13 protein-coding genes are annotated in these 14,366 nt (G+C 61.8%); 3 read left to right on the top strand and 10 right to left on the bottom strand.

The features are described 5' to 3' along the window. The first annotated feature begins 19 nt into the window (after positions 1-19). Positions 20-1,612: an acyl-CoA carboxylase subunit beta gene (locus tag CRD15_RS03225; RefSeq protein ID WP_043011703.1), complete on the top strand. Its 1,593-nt coding sequence runs from the start codon at positions 20-22 to the stop codon at positions 1,610-1,612. A 126-nt stretch (positions 1,613-1,738) separates the two neighbouring features. Here CRD15_RS03225 and CRD15_RS03220 read toward each other — a convergent pair whose 3' ends face one another. From CRD15_RS03220 to trmB, 10 genes are all read right to left on the bottom strand, one after another. Beyond that, positions 1,739-2,437 carry a DUF3800 domain-containing protein gene (locus tag CRD15_RS03220; protein ID WP_187401886.1) on the bottom strand — a complete coding sequence of 233 codons (699 nt, stop codon included), beginning with the start codon at positions 2,435-2,437 and terminating at the stop codon, positions 1,739-1,741. A gap of 12 nt (positions 2,438-2,449) precedes the next feature. Continuing rightward, a complete protein-coding gene (locus CRD15_RS03215; RefSeq protein ID WP_187401885.1) occupies positions 2,450-3,199 on the bottom strand; it encodes a hypothetical protein in 750 nt (249 codons plus the stop codon). After that, positions 3,183-3,596: a DUF6114 domain-containing protein gene (locus CRD15_RS03210; RefSeq protein ID WP_230580282.1), complete on the bottom strand. Its 414-nt coding sequence runs from the start codon at positions 3,594-3,596 to the stop codon at positions 3,183-3,185. The genes CRD15_RS03215 and CRD15_RS03210 overlap by 17 nt, the downstream gene beginning before the upstream one ends. Continuing rightward, positions 3,583-4,152 carry a DUF6230 family protein gene (locus CRD15_RS03205; RefSeq protein WP_034972603.1) on the bottom strand — a complete coding sequence of 190 codons (570 nt, stop codon included), beginning with the start codon at positions 4,150-4,152 and terminating at the stop codon, positions 3,583-3,585. Before CRD15_RS03205 ends, CRD15_RS03210 begins: the two co-directional genes overlap by 14 nt. Positions 4,153-4,259: 107 nt before the next feature. Continuing rightward, positions 4,260-5,486, bottom strand: coding sequence for an MFS transporter (locus tag CRD15_RS03200; protein WP_187401884.1), 1,227 nt, complete (start codon positions 5,484-5,486; stop codon positions 4,260-4,262). A 105-nt stretch (positions 5,487-5,591) separates the two neighbouring features. Next, positions 5,592-7,694 carry a PhoX family phosphatase gene (locus CRD15_RS03195; protein WP_034976255.1) on the bottom strand — a complete coding sequence of 701 codons (2,103 nt, stop codon included), beginning with the start codon at positions 7,692-7,694 and terminating at the stop codon, positions 5,592-5,594. A 226-nt stretch (positions 7,695-7,920) separates the two neighbouring features. After that, the gene (locus CRD15_RS03190; RefSeq protein ID WP_034994395.1) at positions 7,921-8,418 is read right to left on the bottom strand and encodes a DUF3054 domain-containing protein; all 498 of its coding nucleotides are present in this window, start codon (positions 8,416-8,418) and stop codon (positions 7,921-7,923) included. Between the two features lie 24 nt (positions 8,419-8,442). Beyond that, complete coding sequence (locus CRD15_RS03185) at positions 8,443-9,513, bottom strand: YbhN family protein (protein WP_187401883.1); 1,071 nt, start codon at positions 9,511-9,513, stop codon at positions 8,443-8,445. Further along, on the bottom strand, positions 9,506-11,887 hold the full coding sequence (locus CRD15_RS03180; protein ID WP_187401882.1) for an MMPL family transporter: 2,382 nt from the start codon (positions 11,885-11,887) through the stop codon (positions 9,506-9,508). The genes CRD15_RS03185 and CRD15_RS03180 overlap by 8 nt, the downstream gene beginning before the upstream one ends. A gap of 99 nt (positions 11,888-11,986) precedes the next feature. Beyond that, positions 11,987-12,742 (bottom strand): tRNA (guanosine(46)-N7)-methyltransferase TrmB, encoded by a 756-nt coding sequence (gene trmB, locus CRD15_RS03175; RefSeq protein WP_034981598.1) that lies wholly within the window; start codon positions 12,740-12,742, stop codon positions 11,987-11,989. Between the two features lie 60 nt (positions 12,743-12,802). Here trmB and CRD15_RS03170 point away from each other — a divergent pair, with 60 nt between their 5' ends. After that, positions 12,803-13,726, top strand: coding sequence for a hypothetical protein (locus CRD15_RS03170; RefSeq protein WP_034976248.1), 924 nt, complete (start codon positions 12,803-12,805; stop codon positions 13,724-13,726). Next, positions 13,726-14,271 (top strand): DUF6802 family protein, encoded by a 546-nt coding sequence (locus tag CRD15_RS03165; protein ID WP_034981601.1) that lies wholly within the window; start codon positions 13,726-13,728, stop codon positions 14,269-14,271. Before CRD15_RS03170 ends, CRD15_RS03165 begins: the two co-directional genes overlap by 1 nt. The last annotated feature ends 95 nt before the right edge of the window (positions 14,272-14,366 follow it).

The following is a 14,366-nucleotide window of genomic DNA, read 5'->3' as shown; positions in this document are numbered from 1 at the left end:
AAACGAAGGGACTTTCACTGTGACTGCTGCCGACGAGGGAGCAACCGGCGCCACCGGCACCGGCGCCACCGGCACCACCGCCGAAAAGCTGGCGGAGCTGCACCGCAGGCTGGAACAGGCGCAGGATCCGGGCTCTGAGAAGGCAAAGGCAAGGCGCGACGAAGCGGGGCTGACCACGCCCCGCCAGCGTATTGCCGCGTTGCTGGACGAGGGCACGTTCGTGGAGATCGGCGCCCTGGGTCGCACCCCCGGCGAGGACGATGCCCCCTACGGCGATGGCGTGGTGACCGGTTACGGCCAGGTCGGCGGCCGTACCGTGGCGGTATATGCCCACGATAAGACGGTGTACGGCGGCTCGGTAGGTGAGACCTTCGGCAAGAAGGTCTGCGAGGTCATGGACATGGCCATTCGCATTGGCTGCCCGGTGATCGGCATTAACGATTCCGGTGGCGCCCGCATTCAAGACGCCGTGATGTCCCTGGCGATGTACTCCGAGATCTCCCGCCGCCAGCTGCCGCTGAGCGGCCAGTCCCCGCAGATTTCCATTCTGCTTGGCCCGTCCGCCGGCGGTGCCGTGTATGCGCCCGTGACCACCGACTTCGTGGTGGCCGTCGAAGGTCGTACGCAGATGTTCGTCACTGGCCCGGCCGTGATCGAATCGGTGACCGGCGAGAAGATCTCGATGGAGGAGCTCGGCGGTGCGCGTCAACAGGCCCGCAACGGCAACGTTTCCTACGTCGCGAGCAGCGAAGAAGATGCGTTTAACTATGTAAAGGATCTGCTGGACTTCCTGCCTGCCAGTACCTTCGACGAGACTCCGGAGTTCTGGGCGCCGAACGACGAGCTCACTGAGCGCGACTTCGAACTGAACGACATCATCCCGGATGACCCGAACGCGGGCTACGACATCATGGAGGTGCTGACCCGCATCTTCGACGACGACAACGTGCTGGAGGTCCAGGGCGACTACGGCTCGAACGTCGTCACCGCCTTCGCTCGTATCGACGGACACTCGGTGGGCGTGGTGGCGAACCAGCCGATGGAGCTGGCCGGTTGCCTGGACGCCGACGCTGCGGATAAGGCTGCGCGCTTTATCCGTATTTGTGACGCCTACAACGTCCCCCTCGTCTGGGTTGTGGACACACCCGGATACATGCCGGGCGTGGAGCAGGAAAAGGCTGGCCTGATTCACCGCGGGGCAAAGCTGGGCTTCGCCACGGTCGAAGCGACGGTTCCGAAGGTGACCGTGGTGGTGCGCAAGGCCTTCGGCGGTGGCTATGCCGTGATGGGCTCGAAGAACCTGGGCGCGGACATCAACCTGGTGTGGCCGACTGCGCAGATCGCCGTGATGGGCGCGGAGGCTGCCGTGGTGATGATGCAGGGCAAGGCTCTGGCTGCCATGCCGGAGGAGCAGCGCCCCGCCGCCAAGAAAATGTTCATGGACTTCTATAACGCCAACATGACCAGTCCTTATGTGGCGGCCGAGCGTGGCTACGTGGACTCCGTGATCACTCCGGACCAGACACGTATCCGACTGCGTCAAGCGATGCGTCAGCTGCGCAACAAGCAGGTACAGGAGCCACCGAAGAAGCACACCATCATGCCGATGTAGCTGGTTTTGATCGGTGAAAGTAGTTGATCCACTGGATTGCTGCCCGTAGGATGATGAATGTAGAGATCGCCTGTAAGCGACTCCACATCGCCGAACCCGCCGGATTGACCGGCGGGTTTCGTGCATCTAAGGCCAGATCCGGCAGCGCCCTTCGTTTCGAATTGTCGCGATCATTTCCCAAAGTAAGTTTTGTGTTTTGAGTGCCTTGGGAGCGGCGTGCGTACAGGTCACAGTGCGGTTGTAAATATAGGTGCAGAGATCTGCCGCCTGGAGCCCGCGATAGCTTCGGGAATCATAGAAATCCATCTCGTCGATTCTGTCGAGTTTTGAGCTTCTGTAGCCGAAGGTTCCCTTGCTCTTGTATTGGATGAACTCCTTGCGGCCTTCGGGTGCGGTGTAGTGGTTGTCCAGGTAGGCAATTGCCCTTTCGTCTAGACGCTTTGCATGCTCTTGAATTCGCTCTAAGACGTAACCAATAGCGACCGTGCGGTGGTGGTAAAGAACTCTGTACCGCTCGGCCTGTTTAACCCTGTCTATCCCCTCTCCATAAAATGCATCCGCATAGGCGTCGATCGCCTTCATCGCCTGTGTAAAGACTGCTGTGGCAAGTCGGAGGGGGATGCCATTCCAGTCACCTTTTTGCTGCATCATGTCATAGCCATGTAACTCAGCCTCCGGTTGGACTGAAGTCGTGGAGGAAAACTCCACCATTATTTTGTCCAGCGCTTGGTTTAGTTTGGCCAGGTTTTCTTGGCGGACAATGAGCGCGCCAAGAAAGAAATAGTTGGCTCCCGACTCTGACTCATCGATGAATGCATGCAGCATCGCTGTGGCCGACTATATCCCGATCTTTGTGCTGGCAGGCAGCTTCAGCTCGTCGGCCTTCACGAAATACGTGTGCATCGTGCCGTTGGTCATTTCCAGGTGTTCGGAGAGAGCATCCGGAGTGCCAAGGCCGATTTTCTTTGCTGCTTCCTGCAGCTCCTTCGGTGCCATGTTGGCATCGATTGGCAGCGGGATCAGCGGCAGGCCAGCCACGCGAGGCGTGACGTTCAGCGAACTCACCACGATGTGAAAATGCCCGGTGAGCGTCGTAGTCTGCCCCGGACCAGTCCGCTGCCAGATTCCGCCTTCAGGCCCAGCTCCCGGCGTGGGGAACTGCACCGACAGGTTCGTCAGGATCGCCTTGTCCGCATCAATGCGCAGTGCCGGCTTAGGCCCCTGGGGTGTGGGCTGCTGCACCAGCGACATTTTGACGTGCCCCAGCAGGCGCGTGTTGTCCGCCTTGATGACGTAGGTGCCCTGCTGAACGGGCTTCTCGCCCTTGATCGGCCCCGGTGGGGTGAGGTCCACCCGCAGGTTCTCCGGCACCTCGGGAGGAGCCGGGGGCGCCGGGAGCTTTGGAGGTGGCGGAAGCTTCGGAGGTGGCGGCGGAGCCGGAAGCGCAGGAGGCGGTGGCAGCTGCAATTGCGCCTCGGCGCTCGGGGTAACCTCGACCGCCAGCGCCGCCACCAGCCCGCACATCGACGCCGCTGCAACGACGGCCTTCGCAGCGCTGGAGCTGCCGCGTTTACGCTGCTTGCTCATCTACCTTCCTTTTCTTGACGCCCTTAGGCGGCTTTTCTTCCTCCGTCCACGACAGCGCCAAAGCTCCACCGATAACGGCGCACAAGGTGCCCAGAACGAAGCCGCCGATGTTCGACATGGGAAGCGCCACGATTCCGAGGATCAGGGAGGCTACGCCCGTGAGCAGGCGAGTGTCTGGCTTGAACCACGTCATCAGTCCAGAGGTGATCAACAACGCGCCGATCAACAGGGTGGACACGCCGGAGATCGTGGAGACCTGGATGACGATGTTCGATACCTCGAACGACAGGTATGCCGGAACGATCATGATGATGCCCGACAGCAGCATGAATAGCCCTGCCCCGAATGGCCGGTTGCGGCGCCAATGACCGAAACCGCTGGGGTTAGCACTCGGCATTGTCACTATCCACAATTGCAATCTTGCTGCCGCCGGCGGTCATCTTATCCGCAGACAGAGAGGTCGCCTCGATTCCCTGCCCCTTCGCTTGCAGGGAGTCGGCGAAGATACCCCAGCCACCGTCCGGAGCGTCTTTATCAATCTTGCCGGCATCAACGCCGATTTGCGGGTTAATCAGGGTTAGATCACCGGAGAGCTTGCGCGCGCCGATCAGCATGTTCTCCGCGGAGAAGTTCTGCCCCGGAACGGTCATTTGGAACTTCTTTTCCCCAACGCCGGGGATCTTTATCGGTGCCGTCATGCAGACGTCCGTCACCTTGGCATCCTTAATGCGCAGGCGGGAGATAGCTTCTTTGCCATTGTGCATCTCGTCAACGTCGGTGAAGAGGTCGAAGCCCTTACCGTCCAGCTCACCGACCTCCATATTGAAGATCGTGCCGGATAGTGCGAGGTGTGCAGAGACGCCACCCTGAGCGACTGCGACGCCCATCCCAGCGGTAGCCAGCATCCCTACACCGAAGATCGATGCGAATCGAAGTTTGCGAGTATGTCCCATGCGAGTGATCTTAGACACACCGCACGGCGGTAGGAGGTTTTCTATGTAAAAAAATCAACTATTCTTAATATTTTTCTGGAATAAAGAGCGGTTGGGGCGTGGGGGCGTCAAGAAGAAATAGCCTTATCGCGCCGCATGGCGGCAAGGGCCGTGACCAGGGCGATAAGGGTCAACAGAATCAACCAAGAGACCAGCAATCCCCAGCTGTGGGCGAAGAAATAGCCGGAGACCCAGCCGATGATAGAGGAACCGAGGTAGTAGCTCAGGATGTAGATGCTCGAAGCCTCGGCGCGATCCTGCCGTGCGACCTCGCCGACCCACGCGCTGGAGATCGAGTGGGCGGGGAAGAATGTGGCGGTGAACAGTAGCACGGCCGCGAGCGTGGTGGGGACAGTCGGGATGAAGGCCAGGAAGAGGCCTACCAGTGCCAGGGCGATGCAGGCGACCACGACCTTCGCCTGGCCGTAGCGATTGACCATCGTGCCCGTGCGCGTGGAAGTCCAGGTGCCCGACAAGTAGATGATGAACACGAGCGCGGCGAGGGATTCCGGCAGGCCGAAGGTGTTGATCAGCCGGAAGGTCATGTAGTTGTACAGGGAAACGAAACTGCCCATCAGCAGGAACGGCAGAAGGAAGAGTTTCAGCAGGATAGGGTCGCGCAGATGATTGGCGAAGGCCTGCAGCTCGTGGGCGAGCGTGATTCTCTTCGGGGTGAAGAAGCGCTGCTTGGGCAGCACCCAGGTGGTCATCAGGGCCATCGCGAAGGCAAAGATCGCGCTCAGGAGGGTGGCTAGGCGCCAATCCGTGAACTCCAGGGCGATGCCTGGGATAAGCCTGCCGATGAGGCCGCCCAGCGAATTACCCGCGATATAGAAACCCATGATGCGGGGGAGGTAGCGCCGGTCGATTTCTTCCGAGAGGAAGGCCATGGTCACGGCTGGCACGCCCGCTACGGCGATGCCCTGCAGGAGGCGCACCGCGATGATCGACTGGATCGACGGCAGCGTGACTAGCGCCAGGGAGAAGAGGGTAGCTGCCAGGACGGATGCCTGGATCACCCGGCGCCGGCCGAAGCGCTCGGAGACAATGCTGAGCGGAATGACCATGAGCGCCAGACCACCCGTGGTGGCGGAGACCGTCAGCGCAGCCAGCGAGGGGGAAACACCGAAGTCCTCCGACAGTGCCGGGAGAACTGCTTGGGTGGCGTACAGGGCGTTGTACGAAGCCAGACCCGAGCACAGGGAGGCGATGAGGGCCTTCTTGTAGCCGTTGTCCTCCGGTGTGAGAGGGCGAATGCCGTTGGTGGTCTCGGTGTCTTCGCGGGGGCCGGTCACCGTTGGTGCTCCTTTCGCTCTACTCGATCCACGGTATAGAAAAGCTCCCTCTCGAGGAAAACCGCGAGAGGGAGCTGGGGAGGGTTAGGCAGCTAACCCAACAACTTAAGCGCCGATGGTGCCGAAGTCTTCCTTCCACGCAACCACGGTAGCCGGGCGGGCGATGGAGTCGCCGCCATCCGGCCAGTGGGACTTGGAGGTCTTGACGGTAGCTTCCTCATCTTCACCCGGGTGCTGAACGTTGACCAGCACGCGCTTGTCGAAGACCAGCGGGCCACAGGTCTCGGCGCCGGCCGGGACGGTCAGGAACTGCTTGGTCAGGCCGCGGGTCTCGCCTTCCAGGGAGACGGCGAACAGGCCGTCGTTGGATTCCAGGGCGTTGCCGTCGGTGGAGACCCACAGGTTGCCGAAGGAGTCGAAGGTGACGTTGTCCGGGCAGGAGATCGGGGAGACCTTGGACTTGTCGAAGCCACCGAAGTAGGTCTCGGCCTCGTCCGGGTCACCACAAACCAGCAGCAGGTTCCACTTGAGGTCTTCGCCGGTGAAGTCATCTTCGATCTCGATGACCATACCGTTCTTGTTTTCCTTGACCGGGGCGTACTCGCGAACACCCTCCTTGTTCTTGCCTTCTTCCTGCGTGCCGCGGTACTTGTTGTTGGTCAGTGCGGCGTAGACCTTGCCGGTGGTCGGGTGCGGCTCGACATCCTCCGGGCGGTCCATCTTGGTAGCCCCGACCTTGTCGCCAGCCTCACGGGTGAAGACGATGACCTCTTCGGCGGACATGCCGTCGACGTGGGACTCGGCGGAGCCGTCCTCCTTGACGGTGACCAGCTTGATCCACTTGCCGGTGCCGTCGAACTTCTCGCCCTTCGGCGGGTTGTTCTCGTCGAAGTCCTTGTTGTTGCCCTCGAAAGTGGCAACATACAGGGTGCCCTCGTCCAGGATCTTCATGTTCTCCTCGCGATCCTTGTCGGTGTTACCGCTGCGGATCTTGCGGGAGGAGACGAACTTGTAGATGTACTCGAAGCGGGAGTCATCGCCGGAGTATGCAACCACGGTGCCGTCGTTGGTGACGTGGATGTTGGAGCCCTCGTGCTTGAAACGACCCAGGGCGGTGTGCTTGACCGGGGTGGACTTCGGATCCCACGGGTTCACCTCAACCACGTAGTTGAAGCGGTGCGGCTCGTTCGGCTCCTTGGTCACGTCGAAGCGGTCGTAGTGCTTTTCCCACTGACGAGCGGTCTTGGCGTCCTCGATGCCGTAGCGGCTCAGGCGCTCGCGTACCTTCTCGTCCTTAACGTTCTCTCCACCAGCGAAGTACTGGTCAACGTTCTCCTCGCCGGACAGGATGGTGCCCCATGGAGTCACGCCACCGGAGCAGTTGTTGAAGGTGCCCTTGACGATCTTGCCTTCCTTGTCGTCAGAGGTCTTCACCAGCTTGTGGCCAACGATCGGGCCACGCAGCTCGAACTCGGTGGTGCCGGTCAGGCGGCGGTTGTACTTGCCCATGACGGGCTTCAGCTTGCCGTCCTTGTCGTTGCCCTCAACCTCGACGATGGACATGCCGTGGCTAGCCAGCTCGATGTCGACGTGCTCCTTGGAGGGGTTCTCCAGGTCGTAGTCTGGGATCATCTGCTGCGGGGTGGAGTACTCGTGGTTGGAGACCAGCAGGAAGCGGTTGTTCTCTCCCTCGATCGGCAGCAGCGCCGCAAAGTCACAGTTGAAGCCGTACTGCTTGGCGGCCTGTTCCGCGGTCTGGTTGTCAACGTCGAATTCCTTGGCGCCCTCAACCACCGGGTCGCCCCAGCGGATAACGACCTCGGACTTATAGCCAGCCGGAACGACGACTTCGTCCTTGGTGTTCGGCTCGACCATCTCGAACTTCAGGCCGTCCGGTGCGTCGGCGTTGCCGGAACCGTTGCCACCCTTGTTCTCGCCGTTGCCGCCCTTTGCGCCACCCTCACCGTTGTCGTCGCTGCAGGCTGCCAGGAAGGAAGCACCGCCGACGGTAACGACTGCTGCGCCACCTGCGCGCAGTGCGCTGCGGCGCGAGAAGGTGCCCTGGATCAGATCCATAAAGTAGTTGTTGTCGGACTTATTGTTCACCGGCTTGGAGCAAGCGTCGCCACACTTGTACACACAGGTGCGGTGGGAACGGCTAGACGTGAAGTCCATTTTCTTCAGCAGATTGCGACCCTTCAGGCCCATGGGGGATCTCTCCTCGATTTTTGCAGTCGGCCATGCCCACACAATGTCGTTCGTCTAGATGTGGTTGGCCATAGTCTTGTTGGGGTTTCAGCTCATCAGCACAGCTAACTGTGCAGATACCTCAAAAGACTTTAAGCAACGTGAAAGAACCCCGTATTGCGCCAAGGTGTACGTCAGGTTAATTCGTTGAAGTGTGCTTCGAACGTTCCTTGACGCGAGCGGACGTCTACTTGTTGAACATCCGCCCCATGCGCTTCATGCGCGAAAGCCTACGCAGCCGACCCAAGCGGAACATCCCGCGCCAGCCGAACAGTAGCAGGCCGCTCATCACGGTCGCCACGATCATGAACGACCAGTGCGGAACCTCCCCGTGGCGAATTCCCCAGATTCCCAACCCTACGATCACATTGGTGATCCACACCATCGCGCCCGTAGAGAACTCGAAGCCACTGAAGCCGTCCGCGCCCGTGACCTGCGCGCTTTTTCGCGGCCGCACCACGCCGATCCACAGCAGCGCCCACACGATCGCCACCCCGATCAGGAATGGCCAGGAGGTATCCAGCCAACCGGTGAAGCTCAGTGGCATCTCTGGGGTATTGTGCGCAATGCGTGCTAGCAGGGCAAACAGCAGTACGGCGAGGACGTCGAAGCTCAGCGCCATCACTGGCGAGCGTTGCGTCTTGCCAGGTAGACCGCCGGTGGCGGTGTTAGTGGGGGTGCTCATGGCCTCGTATCTTACTGTCTTTTTCTATTGTGCTTCGCCGACCGGCTCTTGCACTTTTTCTTGAGGACGCCCATTGTCCGCCGCGACCTGTTCAGCCTCGCCCTTGGGGTTGACCATCTTGGTGGCAAAGAACACGATCCAGCCCACGATGGTCAGACCCACGAAGCTGAGCATACGGAAAACGATCACCGCCCCGAACGCCTGGACGGAGGTAAGCGTGCCGAATCCCACCAGCGCACTGGTCAGAGCAACATCCACTGGCCCCAGGCCACCGGGGGTGACCTGCGCCTGACCCACCAGCTTGGCGGTCAGGAAGGCCAGCACTGCGCCGGCGATGGGCGGGGTGGCGCCGACGGCGTAGATGCAGGCCAACAGACACAGGATTTCGAAAATCCAGTTGCCCAAGCTGGCGGCAATAGCGGCCGCGAGCTTCGGCAGTGGTAGCTCCACGGCGGACAGCTGGCGGGAGAATCCACGGACGCTGTCGGTGAAGCGGTCGGCGGGCTTGCCGCGGCGGGTGTTGTAGGTGCGCAGCCTGTTGACGAGCCACCGCTCCACCACGTCGCGATTCTTGGCCACCCAGTTGGTTAGGAGTGCCAGTGCGACCAGGGCGAGGAGGGACAGAGCCACGGTTACCGGCTTCACGGTCAGGCCGAGGAAAAACACTGCGCCGATGGCCAGGATCGCCATGCCGCCACCGGCCAGGGCGCCGGACAGCAGCATGTACCAGCTGGCGATAACGGGTGTGGCACCCCACTTCAGCTGTTCGCGGAAGATCATGGCTGCCGAAAGCGCCGGGCCGCCGGGGAATGTAGAGGACCAGGAGTTAGCGGCCAGGCCCAGCCAGTTCACGGTTGTGCGCTTTACCTTCACACCGGCGCTGCGCAGAAGCACCACCATCACCTCGGCCTGCGCGACCATGGAGAGCGCCAGCGCCACGACGGCGAGCGCGATCCAGCGTTTATCGGCGTGGGCAAGCTCCCGCCAACCCTCGCCGATGAAGTGCAGGTGTTCCCGGGCGACGAAAGCGATCAGACCGATCAGAGCCAGGGATAACAGTGCCCGCACATCTGCGCGCCGCCAGAGGCTACTCATTCATGCCCCTTTCGTCCATATTCCCGTCGCCTTCAACGTCGCCTTCACCGCCGCCTTCGCCGTTGCCGTCATTGTTGCGCTGGCCTTCCACCCGGCGCATCAGCTCCGCGAAGGGCAGATCCCGCTGGCGTGCGGGAGCATCACCGGAATGCTGGGCGGGCACGGGGGCGATGGCGTCCACACCAGAAAGCTCCGCAACCGTCACCTGCGACGAACGGGAAGCCGTCGCTGCCTCGCGCGGCGAGGGTTCCAGCTGCTCGTTGTGCCCGACCTTCTCCGATAGGCGCTTGACCCATCGCGGTGCCCACCAGTTGTCCGGGCCGAGCAGGTGCATGATGGAGGGCACGAGGAGCATGCGGATGATCGTCGCATCGAAGATCAGCGCGATGACCATGCCAAAGGCGATGTACTTCATCATCACGATCGACGAGAAACCGAAGGCGCCGCAGACCACAATCATGATCAACGCAGCAGCGGTAATGATGCTGCCGGTGGTGGCCGTGCCGAAGCGGATCGCCTGATCCGTGGAGGCACCACGGGCGCGGGCCTCCACCATGCGGGAAACCAGGAACACCTCGTAGTCCGTCGATAGGCCGAAGACGATGGCGATGATCAGCACTAGCACCGGCGAAGTCAGCGGTCCGGCGGTGAAGTTAAACATGCCGGCGCCGTGGCCGTCGACGAAGATCAACGTCAGCAGGCCAAGGGTCGCGCCGGTGCCCAGGATGTTCATGATCACGGCCTTGGCGGGAATGATCAGCGAGCCGAAGATCATGGCCATCAGGACGAAGCTGACCAGCACGATATACAACAGCATCCACGGCAGCTTCTCGAACAGCGCGTCGATGGACTCGACCTCCAGGGCAGGAGTGCCGGCGACGTACACGTTGGCGCCGTCGACGTTGATGTCCTCCAGTGCGCCGACGATGCGGTCGTTATCCTTGCGCTCCGCAATGCCGGTGGACAGCACAGTCACGCCGTCCTTCGTGGGGCGGGAAACCTGGAACGGGGCGGTCAGGCCAGGCACAGCATTGGCCTCCTGGTAGACCGCGCCCACGGCCTGGGAATCACCCTCGATGACCAGCTTGATCGGGTCGGTGCGGAACTGCGGGAATTTCTCCGTGAACTCTTCCTGGTTCACGCGGGTCTGGTTCGACGGCGGCAGGTAGGTCTCGTTGATGCCACCCAGCTTGATACCCGCAATCGGCACTGCCACCAGCAACAGACCGCCGACGATGGCGACCGTGAACAGCTTGGAGTGGCGCATGGCGAAGGCCGGGATGCGGCCCCAGATGCCGTTGACCTGCTCGGAACGGCGGCGGTCGCGCTTCTTTTTGAAGGACCACTTGTCGATGTTCGGCCCCAGCATCGCGAAGATACTCGGCAGCACGGCCACGGACAGCAGTGCCGCCAGCCCCACGGCAGAGATCGCGCCGAAGGCCACGGACTTCAGGAAGGCCTGTGGGAAGATGAACAGCCCGGACAGCGCCACGGCCACCATTGCCGCGGAGAACACCACGGTCTTGCCTGCGGTCGCAGTGGTGTTGCGCACAGCGGTGCGCGTGTCGTTGCCCTCGGCCATTTCCTCGCGGAAGCGGGAGACCATGAACAGGCCGTAGTCGATGGCCAGGCCCAGGCCCAGCAGCGTGACGACCGACTGGGCGAAGACGTTGATCTGCGTGAAGCTGGCCAGGATCGCCAGCACACCCATGGAGCCCAGGATCGACAGGCCGCCCACCAGCAGCGGCATAAACGCGGCGATCAACCCGCCGAAGACGATCAGCAGCAGCAGACCGACGGCGGGCAGGGCGTAGACCTCGGCGCGGTGGATATCCCCGGCCATGCCCTCGTCCAAAGAGTCAGAGACCGCTGTGGCGCCGGCGATCTTCACATCCACGCCAGGGGCGCTGATAGCACGCAGGTCATCCTCGATCTTGCGGAAGTTGATCAGCACGTCATCTTCCACGCCCTTCAGCCCGATGGCTGCAAAAGCGGCAGTGCCATCCGGGTTGGCCATGGCGGCCGGACCGCGGTTAAAGAAGCTGGTCACCCCACCGATCTCAGCGGGGTGATCCTTGCGCAGCTGATCAATCTGCTGGGTCATGGCCTGCTTGACCTCGTCAGAGGTAGCGGACCCCGGCTTGTCGCCGGTGACCATCAGGATGACGTCCCCGTTGGCGTCCCGACCAAAAACGTCTTGCTCGATCTGCGCGGCCTTCGTGGACTGCGAGTGGGGGTCGTCCCACCCCTCCTGGCTCATCCGGTCGGCCAGTTTCAGCCCGGCGACGACATACAGCACCAGGATCGCCGCAATGATCACCAGAGGGATCAGCCGGCGGAACCGGTAGGCGACATCGCCCCAAGAGCTAAACAACGTAAGATCCTTTCCTTTTCGCCAGACCCTTCCTGGCAGATTTCCCTATAGTCTACGAACCCGACCAGGGCGAATGGCAAACCTTTCGGGGTGTGTTAGCTATTTCTTCCGCCACAGGTATTCGCGGATCACGTGCTCTTTGTCCAGCCCCTTGCCCTCGAATTTCGTGATGACCTGCCGGTCCGTCAGCTGTGGAATGTCCGACTGGTTCTCGGGCCAGCCCAGGTACTCCAGCTGCTCTTCGACCTGTACCAATTCGTCGATCCACTCCGCGTAGTCCGCGTGATCGGTGGCGATGTGCAGAATGCCGCCCGGCTTCAATCGGGAGGCGATCAGGTGCAGCGTGCCGGATTGTACGATGCGCCGCTTGTGGTGGCGCGCCTTCGGCCATGGATCCGGGAAGTAAATGCGCACGCCGGACAGCGATTCGGGTGCGAACATGCGCTGCAAGACTTCGACCCCGTCGCCGCGGATCATGCGCACGTTGTGGATGTCCCCGCGCACCAGCGAGCCCAGCAGCTTGGCCAGCCCGGGGCGGTAAAGCTCGACGGCGACGATGTTTTTATCTGCTTCCAGCGGCGCCATCGCGGCGGTCGAGGTGCCCGTTCCGGAACCAATTTCCACAATTGTTTCAGCATCGCGGCCGAACCATTCGGGAAGGTCGATGACCTCATCGGCAAGCACTTTGCCCAGCTCCGGCCAGTGTTCGTTCCACAGCGCCTCTTGGTTGTCGGTCAAGGTGCCGCGGCGAAAGCTGAAATTGCCCAGTCGCGGATAGTCGCGACCGTCGTTAAACTGTGTCTGTAGCGGGCGGCCTGGGGGAAGGCTGCCTGAAGTGTCATCGGAATTATTCATCTAGACCATTCTTGCAGACAGGCTGCAGAATGTCTTAAGCCAAGTGGGGGACTTAACAAAGTGGGGAAGACTATTTCCGTCATCGGCCCGGATGGGCGCGCAGTAGCCGAATGTGCGGCGCTGTTGCGTGCGCGGGTGGAAAGAACAGCAGGTAAGGCAGGGGAAAAGTTAGAGGTCATCGAGGGTGCTGGCCCGCAGCAGCGCCCCGATATCGTCGTTGCGGTGGTCAGCAGCGCCACCCCGGAGGATCGGGAGGTCGCCCGGGCAGTCGCGCAGGCCATGGGCGTGGTGCTGTTGTGGCCCTTTGGTAGTGACGCCCCCTCGTCCGCGTGGGTCGACACCCCAGGTTGGGTCTGGTGCGAGGGCGTGGACGAGGTATGCGATTGGATCCATGAGCTGGGAGTGGATCTGGAGGAGTGGGAGGTCGATGCGCGCCGGGCGGATGCAGAGCGCCTAGACCGGGTGCGCATTGCCACGCGGCTGAGCGCCACCCGGATCGCCCAGGAGGTGTTAGATACGGCCGAGGAAAGCGAGCGATCTGCAGGCAACCGTGAGGATTTCGAGGACCTGCACTCTGCCTTCATGGCTCGTCTGCGCTTGGCAGTACTGGAACAGGGGGCGCTGTTTCCACCACTTCCCGAAACTCAGGTGCAGCCGCCGGCGCGACCGACGGTGGTGGCCGGGGCACGAGCCAGCCTGGTGCCAGTGGCTGCGGCGGGCATTGCAGCGGGATTAGGCCTGGGGACGATGGTCGGCAGGATCTTCGGGGTGATTGCTGGAATCGTGGTCGGGCTGCTGGTGGCGTTGGCCGTGGTCGGCGCGCGGCTGGCGATGTTGCGCCACGAGGCGTGGAAGACTCGTGCAGCTAAGGAATCCGCTGTGCTGCGCCAGCACTGGGCGGGCGTGGTGACGGAAGTTGTTGCTCGCCTAGACATCCCGCCGGTAGCGCCACGGATCCGCAACCTGGCTATGGAGGTGCGCTGATGAGCATGGACATGTTTGACGGGATGTTTGATTCCCCGGAAGGCGCTGTGCCGCAGAATCCTCTGGCGGATCTGGTCGAAGGGCACGGACTGCAGGGTGTGCTGCACAGTGCACTGCCCTCTGCGCTGGGCGATGGGCTCGGCGATGGTCTTAGCGATGGTTTGGGTGGTGGGCTGACCGTCGAATTTAAGGGGCGCGAGTACTTTGTCGACGCGCTCAACTCCCACGATCCCAATGCCCACAACCCCAACCGGGGAGCCGCTACCGGCGCAGACGGAACCGGTCGGGGTTGGGGCGGAGTCGAAGAGTCCGTCACCATTGCCGACGACCGCGGAATGAGCATCCTCAGCGATACGGATGGGGACGGCAAAGTGGACTACGTTTCCACAGTGTCCTACGACGGACAATGGTCAGCCTGGCGATGGATTGAGCCGGGGGAGGCCGAGGGGGCGTCACTAAGAAACAACAAGAACACCCCCGATACGGGGGGTGGGCAGTGGGAAACGGACGCCTGGAAATGCGTTGATCGGGGTGAATGGGGTTAGTGCGGGTGTGATCTGCGTCCACAGGCACCAGAACCGAACAACACCCCTGGGCAACGCGATAGTCTGGGGGTGCAAGGGGACTCGTGTGCCAATGC

The organism is Corynebacterium sp. LK28, assembly GCF_014335105.1.
In the GTDB taxonomy this organism is placed as follows: Bacteria; Actinomycetota; Actinomycetes; order Mycobacteriales; family Mycobacteriaceae; genus Corynebacterium; species Corynebacterium macclintockiae.
Note: the sequence above shows the minus strand (reverse complement) of the source record. Positions and strands in the feature narration are given on the sequence as shown.

Excerpts from the sequence above, each read along its gene's own strand:
- CRD15_RS03190 (WP_034994395.1), bottom strand. The coding sequence starts at position 8,418 with ATGAGCACCCCCACTAACACCGCCACCGGCGGTCTACCTGGCAAGACG.
- CRD15_RS03205 (WP_034972603.1), bottom strand. The coding sequence starts at position 4,152 with ATGGGACATACTCGCAAACTTCGATTCGCATCGATCTTCGGTGTAGGG.
- CRD15_RS03165 (WP_034981601.1), top strand. The coding sequence starts at position 13,726 with ATGAGCATGGACATGTTTGACGGGATGTTTGATTCCCCGGAAGGCGCT.
- CRD15_RS03220 (WP_187401886.1), bottom strand. The coding sequence starts at position 2,437 with ATGCTGCATGCATTCATCGATGAGTCAGAGTCGGGAGCCAACTATTTC.
- CRD15_RS03185 (WP_187401883.1), bottom strand. The coding sequence starts at position 9,513 with ATGAGTAGCCTCTGGCGGCGCGCAGATGTGCGGGCACTGTTATCCCTG.
- trmB (WP_034981598.1), bottom strand. The coding sequence starts at position 12,742 with ATGAATAATTCCGATGACACTTCAGGCAGCCTTCCCCCAGGCCGCCCG.
- CRD15_RS03210 (WP_230580282.1), bottom strand. The coding sequence starts at position 3,596 with ATGCCGAGTGCTAACCCCAGCGGTTTCGGTCATTGGCGCCGCAACCGG.
- CRD15_RS03215 (WP_187401885.1), bottom strand. The coding sequence starts at position 3,199 with ATGAGCAAGCAGCGTAAACGCGGCAGCTCCAGCGCTGCGAAGGCCGTC.
- CRD15_RS03195 (WP_034976255.1), bottom strand. The coding sequence starts at position 7,694 with ATGGGCCTGAAGGGTCGCAATCTGCTGAAGAAAATGGACTTCACGTCT.